Here is an 18,536-nt window from a genome sequence, read left to right on the forward strand (position 1 = left end):
CTCCGTCATCGTGCCGCGGAGGCGGCGACGCGCCGCTCGAAGGCGGGGGCGAGCAGGGCCTGCACGCCCCCCAGGAACGCGACCACGGCCGGGAACAGGAGGCCGTAGGCGAAGTGCCCCGTCGATTCTTTGATCCAGCCGACGAGGTAGGGGGGCAGGAAGCCGGACAGGTTGCCGAGCGCCGTCACCATGGCGATCGAGCCGGCTGCCGCCGGCCCCGGGAAGCTCTCGGTGTAGAGCGCCAGCGACGGACCCTTGAGTCCGTAGATCCCGATCATCACCACGCAGATCGCGGCGAACTGCGCGAGCGGCTGGGCGAGCCAGACCGAGGCCGTGAGGCCGGCGGCCACCAGGAACGTCATGGCGGCGGTCGGCACGATCCGGTCCGCGTGCCGATCCGACCACCAGCCGCCCAGCACCATCGCCAGCGTGCCGAACGCGTAGGGTATCGCGGTGACGAAGCCCGTCTGGGCGTTGGTCAGGCCGGCGGCCTTGATGATCTGCGGAAGCCACAGGCTCAAGCCGTAGCTCGCCGCGGTGACGTTGAAGAACAGCAGCGCGTAGAACAGCACCCGCGGGTCGCGGATCGTCGCCCAGACGTTCGGCGCGGCGTGCGCCCGGACCGGCTCGGCGGCGAGCGTCCGGCGCAGCCAGTCCCGCTGCTCGCGGCTGAGCCATTCGGCCTTGTCGGGCGTGTCGGTCAGGACGAACAGCAGCAGCACGCCGAGGACGACGGCCGGCAGCCCTTCGAGGATGTACATCCACTGCCAGCCGGACAGGCCGAGCCACCCGTCGAGCCCGAGCAGCAGCCCGGAGATCGGCGCGCCCACGAGGCTCGACATCGCCATACCGACCAGCATGATGCCGATGCAGCGGGCGCGGTAGGCCTTCGGGTACCAGAGGGAGGCGAACAGCAGCAGGCCGGGGAAGAACCCGGCCTCCGCGACCCCTAGCAGGAACCGGGCGATACAGAACGAGACCGGCCCGGTCACCAGCGCCATCCCGGCCGAGATGAAGCCCCAGGTGATCATGATGCGGGACAGCCAGAAGCGGGCGCCGACCCGGCCCATCATCACGTTGCTGGGATACTCGAACAGAAAGTAGCCGAGGAAGAAGATCCCGGCGCCCCAGCCGTAGGCGGTGGCCGAGAGGCCGAGTTCCTTGTTGGCGGTCAGCGCCGCGAAGCCGACATTCACCCGGTCGATGAACGAGACCATGTAGGCGATGACGAGGATCGGCATGAACCGCCGGTTGATCCGGCGGATCGTGTCACGCTCCAGGTCCGTCACCCCGTCCGACCGCGTGCCGTCCTGTACGGCGAGGCCGGCGGGGATTGCCCGCGTGTCCATGCGCTCTCCTCCCTGGAGGCCGCCGGCCGATCTGGCGGCTCTGGCGGGTATGGTCTTGCGGCGCGCCCGCCTAGTCCGGCATCGGCGGTCCGAGCCCGAGCCGCGCCACCGCCTTGGCCGGGGCCGTGTCCAGCGTGCGCAGAGCCGCCAGCAGGTCGGCCGCCGCTGCGTCCCCCACAGCGGGGACGGCGAGTTCGCGGAACTTGTCGGCCAGCTCGTCGTCGGTGAGCGGCGTGTCCGGATCGCCCTTGCGGGTCGGCTGCCGCTGCATGAGGCGGCGCCCGTCCGTCAGGGTGATGGTCACCACGGCCGAGCGCCGGGCCGGGAACGCGGCCTCGCTTTCCGGGTCGACCACCATCGTGACCCGGCGCATCAGCGCCTGGACCCGCGGATCGGAGAGGCGCTCCGGCGAGACCGCGTCGAGGCGCACGCTGCCATGGACCAGGGCGCTCGCCACCGTGAAGGGCGTCGAGAACCGCCCCTCGAAGGGCGTCGCGACCGTGCGCCGGTCGGTGACGTCGAGGGCCGTCCGGTAGGTGCCGATGGTGATCGCCGCAATGGCGTCGAGGTCGAGATCCGGCCGCAGCGCCAGGGCGGCGTCGATCGCCGCGAAGGCGTGGCCGCAGCAGCCGTGGTTCTTGAACGTCATGGCGCAGATGTTGTAGCGGCGCCCGAGTTCATCGACAGCGTGCGCCCACTCGGCGCCCCGGCTCATCGCGGCCCCGAACCCGGCCTCGCCCTCCAGCACGTCGAGGGCGCCGGTGACCCCGCGGCTGGCCGCGAGCGCCGCGAGGGCACCGGCTTCCGCGGCGTGCCCGGCATGGAGCGGCTTCGACATGGCGTCCGAGCGGAAGGCTTGCTGGAGCCCGGCCGCCATCGTGGCGGCGGTGGCCAGCGCGTGGGCGAAGCGCCCAGCATCGAGGCCGAGCAGGGACGCGGTCGCGGCGGCGGCCCCGAAGGTCCCGATCGTGCCGGTCGTGTGCCAGTAGTGATAGTGTGAGGGCTGGACCGCCACGCCGATGCGTGTCGAGACCTCGTAGCCGATGACGATGGCGCGCAGCAGAGCCGCGCCGTCGGCGCCGACCGTTTGCGCGGCGGCGAGCGCCGCGCCGATCACCGGGCAGCCCGGATGATAGATCGCATCGCGAAAGATGTCGTCGAATTCGACGCTATGCGAGGCGGTGGCGTTGATCAGCGCCGCCGTGCGCAAGGGGGCCCGACGCCCGGTGCCGTACACCACGGCGCCGCCGGCCGTCCCGAACTCATCCGCGAGCGCCGCGGCGAGCAGGGTCGCGGGCGGGAGTTGCGCGCCCGGCAGGAGCGCGGCGAACCAGTCGATCAGGGCGCGCTTGGCGTGATGCAACACATCCGCCGGCAGCGATCGCTCGCCTTCGGAAGCCGCGTAGTCCGCCAGCGTCTCGATCACCGTGCCGGGATGCGCCATGGCCACGGCGGTCAGTCCCGGTAGGTCGGATCGATCCGGTCGAGCTTGCGCAGGAGGGCCGGCCATTCGAGCACGCCGAACGGGCGGCGCACTTCCGGCCGGTAGAGGTGGTTGGTCTTGGCGATCACCTCATCCGAGGGCAGGACGAGGTCGGTGCTCGCCGCCATCGCCATGAGTTGCGCCTTGCAGGCGAGTTCCGCGCGGTAGATGTTGCTGAAGGCCTGCGGCACGGTCGGCCCGACGACCAGGAGGCCGTGGTTGCGCAGGATCATCAGGTCGGCGTCGCCGAGATCGTCCACGATGCGCTTCTGTTCTTCGAGATCGACCGCCACGCCCTCGTAATCGTGGTAGGCGACCGTCGAGAAGCGCATCGCCGTCTGGGTCATCGGCAGCAGGCCGCACTTCATGGCGGAGATCGCCATGCCGGCCGGCGTGTGCGTGTGGATTACGCAATCGACCTCGTGCCGTGCCCGGTGGACCGCGCTGTGGATCACGAAGCCGGCGCGGTTCACGCCGTAATCGAAGGCGGGCTTGTCGACGATGTTGCCGTCGAAATCGATCTTCACGAGGTTCGAGGCGGAGATCTCCTCGTAGAGCAGACCGTAGGCATTGATCAGGAAGTGCTCCGGCTCGCCGGGGACGCGAACCGAGATGTGGTTCGCGATCATGTCGGTCATATCCCAGAGGGCGACCAGCCGGTAGCAGGCCGCGAGGTTGACCCGCGCCTCCCACTCCGCGGGCGAGACCTGGTCGCGCAGCGAGGGGAGGTCGAGGTCGTAGCGCTTCCCCCGAAGCTCGGCGATGCCGCTCGTCATCCGCTCCTCCCGTCTGTCCGACGCAGGTCCCGCGGGACCCGGCGCATCGGCGTGTGTTGACCGGAGGGTCGCTCACTTCCGCAAAATTTACAACCGTGAATTCTAGGGATCGACACGCGGTGGCCCGACGATGCTGCGCAGGCTCGCGAGGATCCGCTCCCGGTTCGGTTCGAGCCGCGACAGGGGGCCGGCGACCCCGAGGACGGTGGCACGGCCATCGGCCATCTTGGGCGCGAGCACCGCCATGGTCCCGGCGCCCTCGGTGACCTGATTGGCCGACCACGCGAAACCCGCGGCGCGAAACTCTTGGAGGCCGTCCCAGAAGGCGTCGAGATCGAGGGTCACTCCGGCACGCCGGTCGAGTTGCCGGACCAAGCGGGCGATCGCGTCCCGCGACTGGTGGGCCAGCAGCATGCGGCCAGCGGCCGTGGAGTGGATCGGCCGGAACGTACCGGGGTGCAGGTGATAGCGCAGGAGATGGCGCGCCTGGACGACATGGATGTACTGCACGTGAAGATCGTTCTGCATGCCGAGAACGACAGTCTCGCCGGTCGCCTCCTGCAGTGCCTCCATCAGGCGGATCAGCACCCCGTCGCGGAACACGCAGGCCTGCACCCAGGCGCCGAGCATCGCCACCCGCATGGTCGGACTGTAGGTGCGACGCTCGAAGTCGTAAGACAGATAATCGAGGGCCAGCAGGCTCTTAAGCAGGGCCAGGGTGCTGGAGGCCGGATAGCCCAGCGCCAGCGCGATCTCGGTGAGCGATTGCGGGCACTGGACGCGGTCAAAATGCTCCAGCACCTCGACCACGCGGCGGGCCGACTTGACGGCCGCGCCCTGTGCCTCGGGCGGGATGTCCGCACGTAGGGTCACGAGGCCCGCACCACGAGCATTTTATTCACATATATGAAACACATGCCCCAGTCCGGCCGACCCGCTCCTCCGACGACCGGTTGGTGATACCGGAAGGCGCGGAATCCCGGTAGCGGCGGCGCTCACGGGAAGCCGTAGAGCGTGGCCGGGTTGTCCACCAGGATGCGGCGCAGGCTCCGGTCATCCGTCCAGCGCCGCAGCGCCCGCAGCAGATCCGCATCCGACGGGACGCCCAGGTCGGTCGCGCCGCCGAAATAGTTGATGTGCGGCCAGTCACTGCCCCAGACGAGGCGCTCCGGATTGGCCGCGATCAGCGCCGCGGCGAAGGGATCGACGTCGTCGAAGGGGGAACCCGCCGCGGTGAGGCGGTCCGCCCCCGAGATCTTCGTCCAGGCAGCCCCGTCCGCCACGAGGCGGGACAGCTGCGTGAAGCCCGGATCGTCGACGCCACGCGCCGTGCTCATGCGGCCCATATGGTCGATCACCACCGGCATGCCGCTGGCGGCGAGGGCCGGCCAGAGCTCGAGCAGGTCCGGCGCGTGCAGCCACGCCTGGAGGTGCCAGCCCCGCGCCCGCAGCCGCGGCGAAAGCGCCCTCAAAGCCTCCAGCCCCATGCCGTTGCGGTAGACCTGACGGCCGTCCCGCCGGAACAGGTTGACGCGCACGCCGCGCACGCCGGCTGCCGTCAGGGCGTCGAGTTCGGCCTCGCTGACGCCGTCGGACAGGACCGCGACGCCGCGCAGGCGGTCGGGGGCCTGCGCGAGCGCATCCAGCATGGCGCGGTTGTCGGCCCCGTAGGCGCTGGCGGTGACGATCACGCACCGGGCGAGGCCCATGGCGTCGAGCTGGCTCAGGAGGGCCGCGCCGTCGTTCTCCGGCGGCGTGTAGCTGCGATCCTCCGCCAGGGGGTAGCGCGCGTAGGGCCCGAACACGTGGGTGTGGCTGTCGCAGGCACCTTCCGGCAGCGCAAAGCCCGGCGGCGCTGGCGCCTGCGGGGCGAGGCAGTCGCGGCTCATGGGCGTCCTCCGGCTTGATTCTGGCACCCTTGATGGCCTGCTGCCGATGCGGCCACAATGCACGGATATAAATTTTCTGAGGCAACATCGGCGTTATCCCGGCACGTCGTCCGTCACCACAACGCGGTTTCACCCCACTCTTGTGCGCTGACAGACTTCGTCGCGCTCAGTCACCCATTGCGCACAACGCGGCTGTCTCGAAAGAACTGACCTATGGACAGCCGGCAGCCGATCTTACACACTTGTGAAACACGCGGCTAGGGTTCCGCCGCCTTGCGGGCATCGCGACACCCGGCCCAGCACCGAACGGACGATCGATGGCGTCAGGCGCCCAGAAACTGCCCGGCCGCACGGAAGTGAGCCCCGGCACGGCGGCGACCGAGACCGCTAGGACGGCGCGCCGGCGCGGCAGGCCCGTTGCGCTGGCCCTGGCGGATTACGAGGCGGCAGCGCGGCGGCACCTGCCGCGGCCCGTATTTGGCTACATCGCGGGCGCCGCGGAAACCAATGCGGCGCGCGACGACAACCGGCGGGCGCTGCGCGAGGTCGGGTTCGTGCCGCGGGTTTTGGTCGGGGTCGGTGCGCGCACATCCGCCGCGACGGTGCTCGGCCGGGATTATGCCGCGCCGTTCGGCATCGCCCCGATGGGCCTGAGCGCGCTTGCCGCCTATCGCGGGGACATCGTGCTGGCGGCGGCCGCGCGGGCGGCGCGGGTGCCGATGATCATGAGCGGCTCGTCCCTCATCCGCATGGAGGACGTGATCCCGCACAACCCGGACGCGTGGTTCCAGGCTTACTTGCCCGCAGAGCCCGATCGGATCGCCGCCCTGGTCGACCGGGTGGCGGAAGCGGGCTTCGGCACGCTGGTCGTGACCGTCGACACCGTTGTCTCCGGCAACCGCGAGAACATCACCCGCACCGGCTTCTCGACGCCGCTCCGGCCGAGCCTGCGCCTTGCCCTCGACGGGCTCGCATGCCCGCGCTGGACCGCGGGCACGTTCCTGCGCACGCTGGCGCGCCACGGCATGCCGCATTTCGAGAATTCCTACGCGGTGCGGGGGGCGCCGATCCTGTCCGCCTCGGTGCTGCGGGATTTCGGCAACCGCGACCACCTGTGCTGGGACCACCTGCGGCTGGTGCGGGCGCGCTGGCGCGGCCGGCTGGTGATCAAGGGAATCATGGCGGCGGCCGACGCCGTCGCGGCCCGGGATCTAGGCGCCGACGGGGTGATCCTGTCGAACCACGGCGGCCGGCAGCTCGACGCCACGGTCTCGCCCTTTCGCACACTGCCGGCGGTCGTCGCGGCGCTTGGCGGGACGATCCCGGTGATGATCGACAGCGGCTTCCGCCGCGGCACGGACATGCTGAAGGCGCTGGCGCTGGGCGCCGCCTTCGTGTTCGTCGGACGGCCGTTCCTCTACGCCGCCGCAATCGGCGGCCAGTCCGAGGTCGAGCGCGCGATCGCGATCCTGAAGGATGAGATCGTGCGCAACATGGGCCTGCTCGGCGTGAACGCCCTGTCCGAGCTCGGGTCCGATCGCCTGTACCCCGTTCCGGCCGGGCCGCGGACCTGAATGTCGGAGGAGGGAGCGCGCATGAGCGATCGGTCGTCGAAGCCCGGCGAAGCGGGCGGGCTGAAGCCGGACGTGCTCCTGGCGATCGACCTCGCGCCCTTCGCCCTCGACCGGTTGAAGGCTCGCTTCACCGTGCACCAGGCCGTCACGCCCGAGGCCCGCACCGACCTCGCCGCGCGGGCGGGCGACCGCATCCGGGCCATCGTGACGAACGGCACGACGCCGATCCCGGCCGCCCTGATCGCGGTTCTGCCCAATCTCGGGATCATCTGCGCACAGGGCGTCGGCCATGAGGGCGTCGACCTGCCGGCGGCCCAGGCACGCGGGATCGTCATCACGCACGGCACGGGCATCAACGCGGGCTGCGTGGCCGATCACGCCCTCGCCCTGTTCCTGGCGGTGCTGCGCGACATCCCGCGCTTCGACGCCGCCGCCCGGGCGGGCCGCGGGCGGGAGGGCGGGACCGCCCGGCCGGGGGCGCAGGGCAGGCGCGCCGGCATCCTGGGGCTCGGCGGGATCGGCAGCCGCATCGCCCGGCGCTGCGCCGGCTTCGACATGGCGGTGCGCTACCACAACCGCCGGCCGGTCCCGGACGTGCCGTGGGACTACGCCCCGAGCCTCGGCGATCTCTGCGCCTGGGCGGACGTGCTTTTCGTGGCACTGCCGGGCGGCGCTGCGACCCGTCACTGCGTCGGCCGCGCGGCCCTCGACGCCCTCGGCCCTGGCGGCTTCCTCATCAATGTCGGGCGCGGCTCGGTCGTGGACACCGAGGCCCTGATCGAGGCCCTGGAGGCGGGCCGCCTCGCCGGGGCGGCGCTCGACGTGATCGAGGGCGAGCCTGCGGTGCCGGCTTCCCTGTGCGCGCTGCCGAACGTGGTGCTGTCGCCCCACATCGCCGGGCGCTCGCCGGAGACCCTGGAGGCGACGATCGGTCAGGTCGTGGCCAATCTCACCGCCTTCTTCGCGGGCGAGCCCGTCCTCTCGCCGATCCCCGAGCGCGCCTGAACCGCGCGCACCACGAACCGTCCGGAGCAAAGATGTCACCGAGAGGCAATCCGATGCGCGCGAGCCGCCGCGCCCTGCTGCGCGGCGCCGGTGCTGGCGCCGTCCTGGGGACCACGCCGCTGCGCGCCCTGGCGGCGACAGGCACCATCAGCCCCGTCATGGCGAAGCTCAGCGCCTACATGGCCGAGGCCGCGGACCGGCCGCTTCCGGACGCGGTCGTCGAGGCGGCCAAGCACCACATCCTCGACACCTTCGCCGCCATGGTGTCGGGCTCCGGCCTGCTGCCGGCCAAGGCCGCCTACAGCTTCGCGGCCTCCTACGGCGGCTCCGGCAACGCGACGCTCGTCGCTTCCAGAGACACGGCCGACCCGCTCGTGGCGGCGCTGGTCAACGGCATGCTGGCGCATTCGGACGAGACCGACGATTCGAACGAGTTCTCGCAGTCGCATCCGGGCGCGCCGATCGTGCCGGCGGCGCTCGCCGCCGCGGAGAAATTCGGGATCGACGGCACGCGCTTCCTGCGCGCCGTGACGCTCGGCTACGATGTCGGCCCGCGGGTCACCCTCAGCTTCGACGCGATCCCGTTCCGCAACACCAGCCACAAGAGCACCCACGCCATCGCGGGGGCCTTCGGGGCCGCGGCGGCGGCCGCCTGCACCGCCGGGCTCGACGCGCAGCAGATGCGCTGGGTCCTCGACTATGCGGCTCAGCAATCCTCCGGGATCGGCGCCTGGACCCGCGACACGCAGCACATCGAAAAGTCCTTCGTGTTCGCCGGGATGCCCGCGCGCAGCGGCCTCACCGCGGCGCTGATGGTAAAGGCGGGATGCACCGGCATCGACGACATCTTCTCGGGCGCCGACAATTACTTCCTGGCCTACGCGCCCGATGCCCGCCTGGATGCGCTGACGGCCGAGCTGGGCGCGCGCTACGAGATCTCCCGCACCAACATCAAGAAATGGACGGTGGGCTCCCCGATCCAGGCGCCGCTGGATGCCCTGAGCAACATCCTCCAGCGCCGCTCCGTCGATCCCGGGACGATCCAGTCGGTCACCGTCCGCGTCGCCCACACCGAGGCTCGGGTCGTCGACAACCGCGACATGCCCGACATCTGCCTCCAGCACATGGTGGCGATCATGCTGCTCGACGGGACGGCCTCGTTCCAGGCGGCGCATGACAAGGACCGCATGGCCGATCCGACGGTGCTGCGGATGCGCGCCAAGGTCCGGCTGATCCCGAGCGACGAGCTGGAGCGCCTCGAGCCGGCACGCGCCGCCATCGTGGAGATCGCGCTGAACGACGGGACGGTCCTGTCCGACACGGTGCTGGCGGTCCGCGGCACGGCCGACAACCCGATGCCGCGCGCGGAGGTGGTAAGCAAGTGCCGCGATCTGATGGCGCCGGTCCTCGGGGCGGACAAGACGTCCCGGCTGATCGACACCGTCCTCGCCCTCGAGTCGGTGGGGACCATGCGCGACGTCGCCGGCCTGCTGCGCCTGAGCTGATCGGGCGCCGCGACCGCCGCCCTGGACACGCTACGCGCTGCGCGCAATTCCGCCCCGGCTCCGGCGAAGCGATCGCATGTCGCGGCGCGAGGGGCGCGGGGCTGCGAGGGGTGATGGAGCGGATCGACTTTCTGGGCCTTCAAGCCTTCCTCAGCATTGCCAACTGGGGAAGCTTCAACCGGGCCGCGGCCAGCCTCAGCCTCTCGCAGGCGGCCCTGAGCCACCGCCTGAAGAAGCTGGAGGACGAGCTCGGCGTCAGGCTGGTCGCGCGGACGACGCGGCAGGTCACGCTAACGGCCGCCGGTGTCGAGCTTCTGCCGAGCGCGCAGCGCATCGTCGACGAGCTCTCCCAGATCTTCGGGACGCTGCGGCGGCAGGGCCGCGAGAGCCAGGACGTCGTCCGGTTCGGCTGCCTGCCGACGATCGCCGGCCACCATCTCCCCGTCATCCTGCGGGGGTTCAGCGCCGCCCACCCGGGCGTGCTGGTCCGCGTCCTTGATCAATCGGCCACCGCGATCATCGAGCGGGTGCGGGCAGGCGAGGCTGAGTTCGGCATCACCATCATGTCGGCCCAGCACTACGACCTCGACATCACGCCCATCCACCAGGAAGCCTTCGTGGTGGTGTGCCGGGCCGATCACGCGCTCGCCGGCGCGAAGGTGGTGACGTGGTCCGAGCTGGACCGCGAGATCCTGATCAAGATCGGGGAGCAGACCGGCAACAACCTGCTCATCGCGGCGGGGCTGGGGGGACGCTACGCCGACGTGACCTGGGCCTACGAGGTGCACCGCGTCGCCACCGCCATCGGCATGGTGCGCGGGGGCCTGGGCGTGACCGTCGTGCCGCGCCTCGCCTTTCAGGCCGCCGATGAGGGAAAGATCGTCGCCGTGCCGCTCCGGGCCCCGAGCATCGCGCGGACGATCGGCATCGTGACGCGCCGCAATCACACCCTGTCGCCGGTGGCGGAGAGCTTGGCGCGGATTATCCAGGCGTACTTCAACGCGCTCTGACCGCGCTGCCTCCCGGCACGACCCGGTCCGGTGGCATCGTGCCGATGTGCGCCGAGCCAGCGAGCATTATTCGATAACCCGCATCAATAGCCTCAATCTATTCATTTGTTTGCTCGGACTGACGGCGATAGCTCTGCATGCACGATAGTGCGCGAGAAGCGACGCACGCTCCGGGAGAGATGAGACATGGCGGCTGCAACCCGATCGGGCCTCGTCGTGACAGCCCATCCGGGCGATTTCGTCTGGCGCGCCGGCGGCGCCATCGCCCTGCACGCGGCCAAGGGCTACCGGATGAAGATCGTCTGCCTGTCGTTCGGCGAGCGCGGCGAGAGCCAGTGGGCCTGGAAGAAGGCCGGCGTGCGCATCGAGGACGTCAAGGCGCAGCGCCGCGCCGAGGCCGAGGAGGCGGCCGGCATTCTCGGCGCCGAAATCGAGTTCCTCGACGTCGGCGACTATCCCCTGCGGGTCGGCGAAGCCGTCCTCGACCGGCTCGTCGACGTCTATCGCGAGGAGCGTCCGGCCTTCGTGCTGACCCACGCTCTCGAAGATCCCTACAATTTCGACCATCCGGTCGCCGCCCATGTGGCGCAGGAGGCCCGGGTGATCGCCCAGGCGGCCGGGCACAAGCCGGACCCGGACCGCAGCTACGCCGCGCCGCCCGTGTTCCTGTTCGAGCCGCACCAGCCGGAGCAGTGCAATTTCAAGCCCCAGGTCATCCTAAACATCGATGCCGTGTGGGAGACCAAGTTCCGCGCGTTCCAAGTGCTCGCCGCGCAGAAGCACCTCTGGGAATACTATACGCGCGTCGCGCTCAACCGCGGCGTCCAGGGCGGCCGCAACTCCGGAACGGCGATGACCTACGGGGAGGCCTATCAGCGCCTCTTCCCGATGACGCTCGAGGAATTGGCATGAGCAACGTCGTCGTCCGCAACATCCCCCGCGTCGCGCCGGCCGTCGCCGCGACGCTCGCCGGGCACGGCGTCTCCACGGTCCACGAGGCGCAGGGGCGCACCGGCCTCCTGAAGACCTACATGCGCCCGATCTGGGAGGGCACCGCCATCGCCGGCAGCGCCGTGACCGTGCTGGCGCAGCCCGGCGACAACTGGATGCTGCACGTGGCCATCGAGCAGTGCCGCCCCGGCGACGTCCTGGTGGTGGCCTGCACGACCGACAACACCGACGGCATGTTCGGCGACCTGCTTGCCACATCGCTGAAGGCGCGCGGCGCCGTCGGCCTGGTGATCGACGCGGGCTGCCGCGACGTGCGCGCACTCAAGGAGATGGGCTTCCCGGTCTGGTCGCGGGCGATCTCGGCCAAGGGCACGGTCAAGGCGACGCTGGGCAGCGTCAACGTGCCCGTGGTCTGCGCCGGCGCCCTGGTCCGGCCGGGCGACGCGATCGTGGCGGACGATGACGGTGTCGTGGTCGTACCGCACGCCGAGGCCGAAGCCGTCGCCGCGAAGGCGGACGCGCGGGCCGCGAACGAAGTCACCAAGCGCGCCCGGCTCGCCGCCGGAGAACTCGGTCTCGACATCTACGGGATGCGCCCGGCGCTGGCGGCCGCCGGCCTCGAATACCACGACGATCCGCAGGACTGACGAACGCCCGGACAGAGGCCGGCCGACCGTCCGCGAAGAGACGGCGCCGGCTGCATTGTGCAGCCCGCCCGGCCTGCGGGCGACCGGCGCGCGATCCCGCATGGCCGGAGGAGACGCAACATGATGAAGCTCGGCTGGTACCACACGCTCGATCGGACCGAGCGCCGAACCTACTGGGCCTGCTTCGCGGGGTTCGGGCTCGACGCCATGGACACCACGATCTACGCCCTCGTCATCCCGGCGCTGATCGCGACGCTCGGCCTGACGCAGGCCGAGGCCGGATACCTCGCCACGGCCTCCCTCGCCGGGGCTGCGGTCGGCGGCTGGGCCGCCGGCATCCTGGCCGACCGGATCGGCCGGGTCAGGATCCTGCAGGTCACCATCCTGATGGTCGCGGGTTTCACCTGCCTGGCGGCGTTCATGAGCGACTTCTGGTCCCTCGCCCTCGTCCGCTTCCTCCAGGGACTCGGCTACGGCGGCGAGGCCGCGGTCGGCGGGGTCCTGATCAGCGAGGTGATCCGTCCGGCCCTGCGAGGGCGGGTCGCGGCCTCCGTCCAGAGCAGCTACGCGGTCGGCTACGCGATCTCGGTCAGCCTCCTGCCGGTCATCGCATCCCTGTTCTCCGAGGAGACGGGCTGGCGCGTCTTCTTCGCCATCGGCATCATCCCGGCAGGCCTCGTCTTCTTCATCCGCCGACTCGTCCCGGAATCCGGAATCTACGCCGAGGCGCGGGCGGCTCAGCGCGCTGGTGTCGTGCCGCCGCCGTTCTGGACGATCTTTACGGGCCGGCACCTGCGCCGCACGGCTGCCGCCGCGATCATGTCGACCGGCATCTTCGGCGGCGCCTACGTGATGATCACGTGGCTGCCGACCTACCTGCGCACGGCGCTCGGCCTCTCGATCAAGTCGAGCACCGGCTATCTCGCGATGAACATCCTCGGCTCCCTGGTCGGCCCGCTCCTCTACGGCTGGCTGTCGGACCGGATCGGCCGCCGCCCGGCCTTCATGACCTTCCTTGTGCTGCAATCCAGCAACGTCGCGATCCTACTGCTCGCGCCGATCGGCCTCACCACGACCATCGTTTTGAGCTTCTTCCTGGGCGCGTTCCAGGGGGCCCTGGCCTCGGGCATGCTGCCGACCTTCGCGGAATTGTTCCCCACGTCGATCCGGGCGAGCGGCCAGGGCTTCTGCCTCGGGGGCGGGCGCGGCTTCGGTTCGGTCGTGCCCGCCACGGTGGGCCTCCTGTCCGCGAGCTGGCCGCTGGGGACGGCGATGGGCGCCTGCGCCCTCTGCGCCTACGGGGTCGCCTTCTGCGCGGCGCTGCTCATGCCGGAGACGGCCGGAACGGATCTCCACGACCAGAGTGGCGGGCAGGCACCTGCGGTCGGTCAAACGCAACACGCATCGCGCATCGTGTCGGCCTAACTCTGCAACCGAGCGGCGGCTTCTCAACCTTTGTGGCCGAAAGCCGCTGGTCCGCTTTCGGCCAGACTTCACCATGCCGGATCGCCGATAGGCGCAAAACCGGTCGCTCGGCTTTGCGCCCATCCCGGTCACTCAGCGGGCTGTCACGACATCCCGTAAGCGGACGCTGCTTGGTATGCTCGACCGTTCGCATAGGGGTACCCTATGGAACTCAGACTCGCGTTCCATGGGGTTCGACGGCTACGAGTGTCGAATGCCCGAATGAAAAGGGGCATAGGTAGCTCATATGCCCGATACGGCCTCGCTCATACGACGCCCCGGTTGGCGCGGCTCGCGCCCCCTCGCCGGCCTGCCGAGCTCGCCCCTGGCCTATGCACTGCTCGGGTTAGCCGTCACCCTAGCCGGTTGGAACTTCGTCGCTGGCGAAGCCGCGCGTCGGGAGCAATCGCGCCAGCGCGCGTTGATCAGCCGCAGTGATCGCCTGCTCTCGACCATGAAGGATCTGGAGACCGGCATGCGCGGCTACGCCTTGACCGGCAAGCCCGAGTACCTCGAACCGTACGCCGACGCACTCAACCGCATCGGGGATGAAGCCGCCCACCTCGATGCTTTTGACCGCACGGCCCTCGATCCTGCCGTCGCCGCGCTCGCCCCCGTGCGCACGCTGATCGACGGCGAGAGGGTGTTCTCCGACCGCGTCGTGACTGTCCGTCGCGATCAAGGCTTCCACGCCGCTGCGGCCCTGGTCGAGACGGGCGAGGGCAAGCGCTTGATGGACGCGATCCGCGTCGCGACCGCGGCTGCAGAGCAGCGCGCCGGCGAAGCGCTGGCTGAGAGCGAACGCTACGACAGGCTGCGCTACGCCATCCTGACCGCGTTCAGTCTCCTCTGTGCCAGCCTCGCCGTGACGCTGTTGGCGCGCCTCGCCCTCGTCCGCCGCCGCGAGAGCCAGCGCAGCAGTGGGCTGTTCGAGGGCGTGCTAGCTAATGCCCCGGTCGGGCTGGGCTTCCTCGACGGTGATCTGAAGATCCGTCACATGAACCGCGCGTTGGCGACGATGAGCGAGCGCGGCTTCGGGGCGGATCTCGGCGCGCCGATCTGGACGCTTCTCCCTAAGCTGGAAGATCAGCTCACACCTCTATTGGAAGCGGCACGCGATCATGGCTTGGTCAGCGCCGATGTGCCCATCAGCGTTCCGAGCGAGAGCGCGCCGGGCGGGGCGCGCCATTTCCGCATGAGCTTCTATCCGCTGCAGCAAGAAGAGGGGCCGGCGGCGATCGGCGTTGGAGTCGTGGTCTCCGATGTGACCACGGCGGCGCTGTCCGAGGCGCAGGTACGCGCGGGCGAGGCGCTGCTGCGGACCGTGCTCGATACGTTGCCGGTAGGAGTGCTCATCGCCGAGGCGCCATCCGGCCGGATCACCGGCCACAACGCCCGGGCCGAGGCGATCCTCGGGCACGGGGTACTGCCCGCGCAACCCGGCGAGGGACCAGCCCGTTGGGTCGGCTTCCACGAGGATGGTCGGCCGGTCGAGCCGAGAGAGTGGCCACTGATCCAGGTGGTACGCGAGGGCGAGCCTCAGGCGGAGCTGGAGGTCGACTATCAGCGCGGCGACGGCTCGCACGCCTGGATCGGCTTCGCGGGCGCGCCGATGCGTGATCCGGATGGCAAGCTCGTCGGCGGTGTCGTCGTCGTCTCCGACATCGACGCACGCAAGCGTTCCGAGCACGTGCTCGCGGCGGCGAAGGAGGCCGCCGAGGAGGCCAACCGTGCCAAATCCGAGTTCCTGGCCAACATGAGCCATGAGTTGCGCACGCCGCTCTCGGCGGTGATCGGCTACTCGGAGATGCTGCAGGAGGAGATGGAGGACGCCGGCCAGGCGGACCTGCTTCCGGACATGAAGAAGATCGAGGCGAACGCGCGCCACCTGCTCGGACTGATCAACGATGTCCTCGACCTCTCGAAGATCGAGGCCGAGCGCATGGAGGTGTACCCCGAGAACCTCGACGTCGCCGCGACCGTGCGCGATGTCGCCGCCACCGTCGAGGCGCTGGTCGAGAAGAAGGGCAACGCCCTCGTTCTCGATCTCGCGGACGGGCTCGGCGGCGCCTACACCGACGCGACCAAGCTGCGCCAGTGCCTGATCAACCTGCTGAGCAACGCGGCCAAGTTCACGGAAGGCGGGCGCATCACCCTGTCGGCACGCCGGCAGACGGATGCCGAGGGCGACCGACTGGTTTTTGCCGTTTCCGATACCGGCATCGGCATGAGTGAGGAGCAGGTCGCGCGACTGTTCCAGCGCTTCAGTCAGGCCGACGCCTCGACGACGCGGCGCTTCGGCGGCACGGGGCTGGGATTGGCAATTACCCGTGCGTTTGCGCATATGCTCGGCGGTGACATCGCGGTCGTGAGCCGTGAGGGCCAGGGTACGACCTTCACCCTGACCGTTTTAGCCAGCGCGGCCGGAGGCGAGGAGATACACGCACCGCCCGGGTCATCGTCCGGCGTGCCGCGATCCGATGATCAAGCCGTGCAAGGCAGCGAGGTTCTGGTCATCGATGACGACCAGGCGACCCGTGACCTGCTCGCGCGCTTCCTGACCAAGGAGGGCTTCCACGTCGCGACGGCAGCCGATGGGACGGCGGGGCTGGAGCAGGCCCATGCCCGACGCCCACGGGCGATCCTGCTCGACGTGACCATGCCGCGCATGGACGGATGGGCGGTGCTGCGCGCGCTGCGCGCCGACCCGGAGCTGGGTGATCTGCCGGTGATCATGGTCACGGTGCTTAACGAGCAGAACCTCGCGTTCTCGCTCGGGGCGACCGACTACCTGCAGAAGCCGGTCGACTGGGTACAATTGAAGGAAGCAATGGAGCGATTCCGGCCGAAGCCCCACGACGGGCCGGTGCTGATCGTGGACGACGACGCCGACCTACGCGCGTTGATGGCATCCCAGCTGTCCCGGGAGGGCTGGCAGGTGGTCACGGCGGCGGACGGCCGAACTGGCTTGACGGCGGTCGGCGAGCACCGGCCGCGGCTGATCCTGCTCGACCTGATGATGCCGGAACTCGACGGCTTCGGCTTCTTGCGCCTGCTGCGCACCCGCCCGGAGTGGTACGACATCCCCGTGGTGGTTCTGACGGCCAAAGACGTCACGGCGGACGACTTCCGCCAGCTGGCCGGGCAGGCCGACCGCGTGGTGCAGAAGGCCGGCCTATCCTTCTCCGACCTCTCGGCACTCCTGAAGACGCTCTACGAAGCCGATCCCACCGAGCATCAGCACGGTGGGCTGGGATCGGATCAGGCCGACGGATCCGGGATAACGACGTTGTCCGGGTGATCGGCTCGTCGATGCGCCCACCGAATCATAGGTGTGGATCGTCGGCCGCTCGGAGCCTGCCCGCCGCGATGGCCGTCCGGAACGCCTGATAGTCCGCCTCGTTCCGGTCGCCGTAGGCCATCGCCCAATCGGCCAGGGCCTCCCGCAGGTCGGCGCGGCCGTCATGACCGCAATAGCCCGCGATCGCCGCCGCATCCCCGGTCCGCGCGTGGGCCTTGGCGAGCAGGGCGCCGAAGGCGTGCGAGAAGTACTGGAGCGACCGGCCCGTCATGCGGGCGACCGGGATCTCGCCCTTCATGTTCTTCATCTGCCGCACGTAGAACGGCCGCCCCTTGATCTTCGTCCAGCCCAGCAGCGGATCGCCCACCGCCTGTAGCAGGCGCTGGCCGTAGATCACGCGCTCGCCCTCGTGGTCGGCGTAGGGCTTGGGCATGCCGCGTAGATACGGCGCGTGGGCCGGTCGCACGGCTTCCTTCACCTGGAGGAAGAGCGCGTCCTGATCCGAGTTGCCGCACAGCAGCGCGACGTACGCGCGGGTGCCGACGCTGCCGACGCCCACGACGCGATGCGCGACGTCAACCACGTGGTAGCGGCTGAGCATGAACCGCCGCTCGCGCGGCAGCGTCTCGGCGTAACGCTCCAGGCCGGTGGTGACGGCCTCACGCGTCGCCTCGTCGACGCGGACGAGGATTGGCGGCTCCTCGCGGAAGCGCCAGCCGCCGTCCGTGCGCCGCTCGCCCACCCGATCGAGCAAGCTCGTGTTGTTCTTCCGCCGCGCCTTCTCGACAGCCTTGCGCACCACGGCCTGCGAACGCGCGTCGATCTCAATGCCGGCGAAGGCGAGGTCCTCGGCGCGCGCCGCGCGCTGCCAGACGTCGAGCGAACCGCGCGGGGCGAGGTCGTCCATCGTGTGCTGGTAACCCGCCACCGCGCTTAGTACCGCCTGCCGCCGTTCGGCCGGCGGGACGTCGGCATGCCGCGCGGCGACCTCGATGCTCGCGCACAGGCGCTTTAGGTCCCACTCCCACGGCCCGACCGTGACCTCGTCGAAGTCGTTGAGGTCCAGCACCACCTCGCCCTGGGGTGAGCCAAACAGGCCGAAATTCGAGATATGGGCATCGCCGTTCATCACCACGTCGATCGCGCCGCGCGGTCCCTGCGCGAGATCCCAGGCCATGACCTGAGCGGCCCCGCGCAGGAAGGCGAACGGCGAGGACGCCATGCGGGCGACCCGCAGCGGAAGCAGATACGACTGTCGCCCCTCGTGGGCCGCCTCGATGAGCGTGACCGGGTCGGGACGGTCGCGGGCGAGATCGAGCACGGCATGAGCCGAATGCGGTAGATCCCGGCGCAGGATCTTGCCGGCGGCGCGACGTTTCTCCCACGGCTCCACGCCCGAGCGCAGGTCGATGTGCGGGAAGTCTGCCAGGGGCTCTAGGACCGCCTCCTCGGCAGCTCCGATCACCGCCTCATACTCATCGGCCGCCGCCGAGGAGGTATCCGTGGACTGCGCTGAACGTTCCATCGACCTCGTCCAACCGCCTCAGACCACACCAACGACTTGGCCGGGGAATAAACCTTT

14 protein-coding genes are annotated in these 18,536 nt (G+C 70.0%); 8 read left to right on the plus strand and 6 right to left on the minus strand.

Features of this window, described 5'->3' with window-relative positions:
- Positions 1-5 precede the first annotated feature (5 nt).
- From OXS49_RS06500 to OXS49_RS06520, 5 genes are all read right to left on the minus strand, one after another.
- Complete coding sequence (locus tag OXS49_RS06500; protein ID WP_267422876.1) at positions 6-1,349, minus strand: MFS transporter; 1,344 nt, start codon at positions 1,347-1,349, stop codon at positions 6-8.
- A 70-nt stretch (positions 1,350-1,419) separates the two neighbouring features.
- Positions 1,420-2,793, minus strand: a complete 1,374-nt coding sequence (locus OXS49_RS06505) for an MmgE/PrpD family protein (RefSeq protein ID WP_267422935.1) — start codon at positions 2,791-2,793, stop codon at positions 1,420-1,422.
- 11 nt (positions 2,794-2,804) lie between these two features.
- Positions 2,805-3,608 (minus strand): class II aldolase/adducin family protein, encoded by an 804-nt coding sequence (locus tag OXS49_RS06510; RefSeq protein WP_244006336.1) that lies wholly within the window; start codon positions 3,606-3,608, stop codon positions 2,805-2,807.
- Between the two features lie 102 nt (positions 3,609-3,710).
- Positions 3,711-4,481 carry an IclR family transcriptional regulator C-terminal domain-containing protein gene (locus OXS49_RS33590; protein WP_267422877.1) on the minus strand — a complete coding sequence of 257 codons (771 nt, stop codon included), beginning with the start codon at positions 4,479-4,481 and terminating at the stop codon, positions 3,711-3,713.
- 122 nt (positions 4,482-4,603) lie between these two features.
- A complete protein-coding gene (locus OXS49_RS06520) occupies positions 4,604-5,497 on the minus strand; it encodes an amidohydrolase family protein (protein ID WP_267422878.1) in 894 nt (297 codons plus the stop codon).
- A gap of 317 nt (positions 5,498-5,814) precedes the next feature.
- Between OXS49_RS06520 and OXS49_RS06525 the strand changes: the two genes are divergently transcribed.
- From OXS49_RS06525 to OXS49_RS06560, 8 genes are all read left to right on the plus strand, one after another.
- Positions 5,815-7,071, plus strand: a complete 1,257-nt coding sequence (locus tag OXS49_RS06525) for an alpha-hydroxy acid oxidase (protein WP_267422880.1) — start codon at positions 5,815-5,817, stop codon at positions 7,069-7,071.
- 21 nt (positions 7,072-7,092) lie between these two features.
- Positions 7,093-8,076, plus strand: coding sequence for a 2-hydroxyacid dehydrogenase (locus tag OXS49_RS06530; RefSeq protein ID WP_267422882.1), 984 nt, complete (start codon positions 7,093-7,095; stop codon positions 8,074-8,076).
- A 53-nt stretch (positions 8,077-8,129) separates the two neighbouring features.
- Entirely contained in the window at positions 8,130-9,581 is a 1,452-nt protein-coding gene (locus tag OXS49_RS06535) for an MmgE/PrpD family protein (protein WP_267422883.1), read from the plus strand.
- 113 nt (positions 9,582-9,694) lie between these two features.
- Positions 9,695-10,591 (plus strand): LysR family transcriptional regulator, encoded by an 897-nt coding sequence (locus OXS49_RS06540; protein ID WP_267422884.1) that lies wholly within the window; start codon positions 9,695-9,697, stop codon positions 10,589-10,591.
- 186 nt (positions 10,592-10,777) lie between these two features.
- Positions 10,778-11,503, plus strand: coding sequence for a PIG-L deacetylase family protein (locus OXS49_RS06545; protein WP_267422885.1), 726 nt, complete (start codon positions 10,778-10,780; stop codon positions 11,501-11,503).
- Positions 11,500-12,189, plus strand: coding sequence for a 4-carboxy-4-hydroxy-2-oxoadipate aldolase/oxaloacetate decarboxylase (locus OXS49_RS06550; protein ID WP_267422886.1), 690 nt, complete (start codon positions 11,500-11,502; stop codon positions 12,187-12,189). The genes OXS49_RS06545 and OXS49_RS06550 overlap by 4 nt, the downstream gene beginning before the upstream one ends.
- A gap of 120 nt (positions 12,190-12,309) precedes the next feature.
- Positions 12,310-13,614: an MFS transporter gene (locus OXS49_RS06555; protein ID WP_267422888.1), complete on the plus strand. Its 1,305-nt coding sequence runs from the start codon at positions 12,310-12,312 to the stop codon at positions 13,612-13,614.
- A gap of 286 nt (positions 13,615-13,900) precedes the next feature.
- Positions 13,901-16,954, plus strand: coding sequence for a response regulator (locus OXS49_RS06560; RefSeq protein WP_267422889.1), 3,054 nt, complete (start codon positions 13,901-13,903; stop codon positions 16,952-16,954).
- Positions 16,955-16,979: 25 nt separating this feature from the next.
- On the opposite strand, the gene OXS49_RS06565 is transcribed toward OXS49_RS06560, so the two are convergent.
- Complete coding sequence (locus tag OXS49_RS06565) at positions 16,980-18,479, minus strand: DUF2252 domain-containing protein (RefSeq protein WP_267422891.1); 1,500 nt, start codon at positions 18,477-18,479, stop codon at positions 16,980-16,982.
- Positions 18,480-18,536 lie beyond the last annotated feature (57 nt).

This window comes from Methylobacterium sp. GC_Met_2, from assembly GCF_026540795.1.
Lineage (GTDB): Bacteria > Pseudomonadota > Alphaproteobacteria > Rhizobiales > Beijerinckiaceae > Methylobacterium.

Bases quoted from the DNA above. Each gene is read 5' to 3' on its own strand.
- OXS49_RS06555 (WP_267422888.1), top strand. From the start codon at position 12,310: ATGATGAAGCTCGGCTGGTACCACACGCTCGATCGGACCGAGCGCCGA.
- OXS49_RS06540 (WP_267422884.1), top strand. From the start codon at position 9,695: ATGGAGCGGATCGACTTTCTGGGCCTTCAAGCCTTCCTCAGCATTGCC.
- OXS49_RS06525 (WP_267422880.1), top strand. From the start codon at position 5,815: ATGGCGTCAGGCGCCCAGAAACTGCCCGGCCGCACGGAAGTGAGCCCC.
- OXS49_RS06505 (WP_267422935.1), bottom strand. From the start codon at position 2,793: ATGGCGCATCCCGGCACGGTGATCGAGACGCTGGCGGACTACGCGGCT.
- OXS49_RS06545 (WP_267422885.1), top strand. From the start codon at position 10,778: ATGGCGGCTGCAACCCGATCGGGCCTCGTCGTGACAGCCCATCCGGGC.
- OXS49_RS06520 (WP_267422878.1), bottom strand. From the start codon at position 5,497: ATGAGCCGCGACTGCCTCGCCCCGCAGGCGCCAGCGCCGCCGGGCTTT.
- OXS49_RS06560 (WP_267422889.1), top strand. From the start codon at position 13,901: ATGCCCGATACGGCCTCGCTCATACGACGCCCCGGTTGGCGCGGCTCG.
- OXS49_RS06535 (WP_267422883.1), top strand. From the start codon at position 8,130: ATGCGCGCGAGCCGCCGCGCCCTGCTGCGCGGCGCCGGTGCTGGCGCC.
- OXS49_RS06565 (WP_267422891.1), bottom strand. From the start codon at position 18,479: ATGGAACGTTCAGCGCAGTCCACGGATACCTCCTCGGCGGCGGCCGAT.
- OXS49_RS06510 (WP_244006336.1), bottom strand. From the start codon at position 3,608: ATGACGAGCGGCATCGCCGAGCTTCGGGGGAAGCGCTACGACCTCGAC.
- OXS49_RS06500 (WP_267422876.1), bottom strand. From the start codon at position 1,349: ATGGACACGCGGGCAATCCCCGCCGGCCTCGCCGTACAGGACGGCACG.
- OXS49_RS06530 (WP_267422882.1), top strand. From the start codon at position 7,093: ATGAGCGATCGGTCGTCGAAGCCCGGCGAAGCGGGCGGGCTGAAGCCG.
- OXS49_RS06550 (WP_267422886.1), top strand. From the start codon at position 11,500: ATGAGCAACGTCGTCGTCCGCAACATCCCCCGCGTCGCGCCGGCCGTC.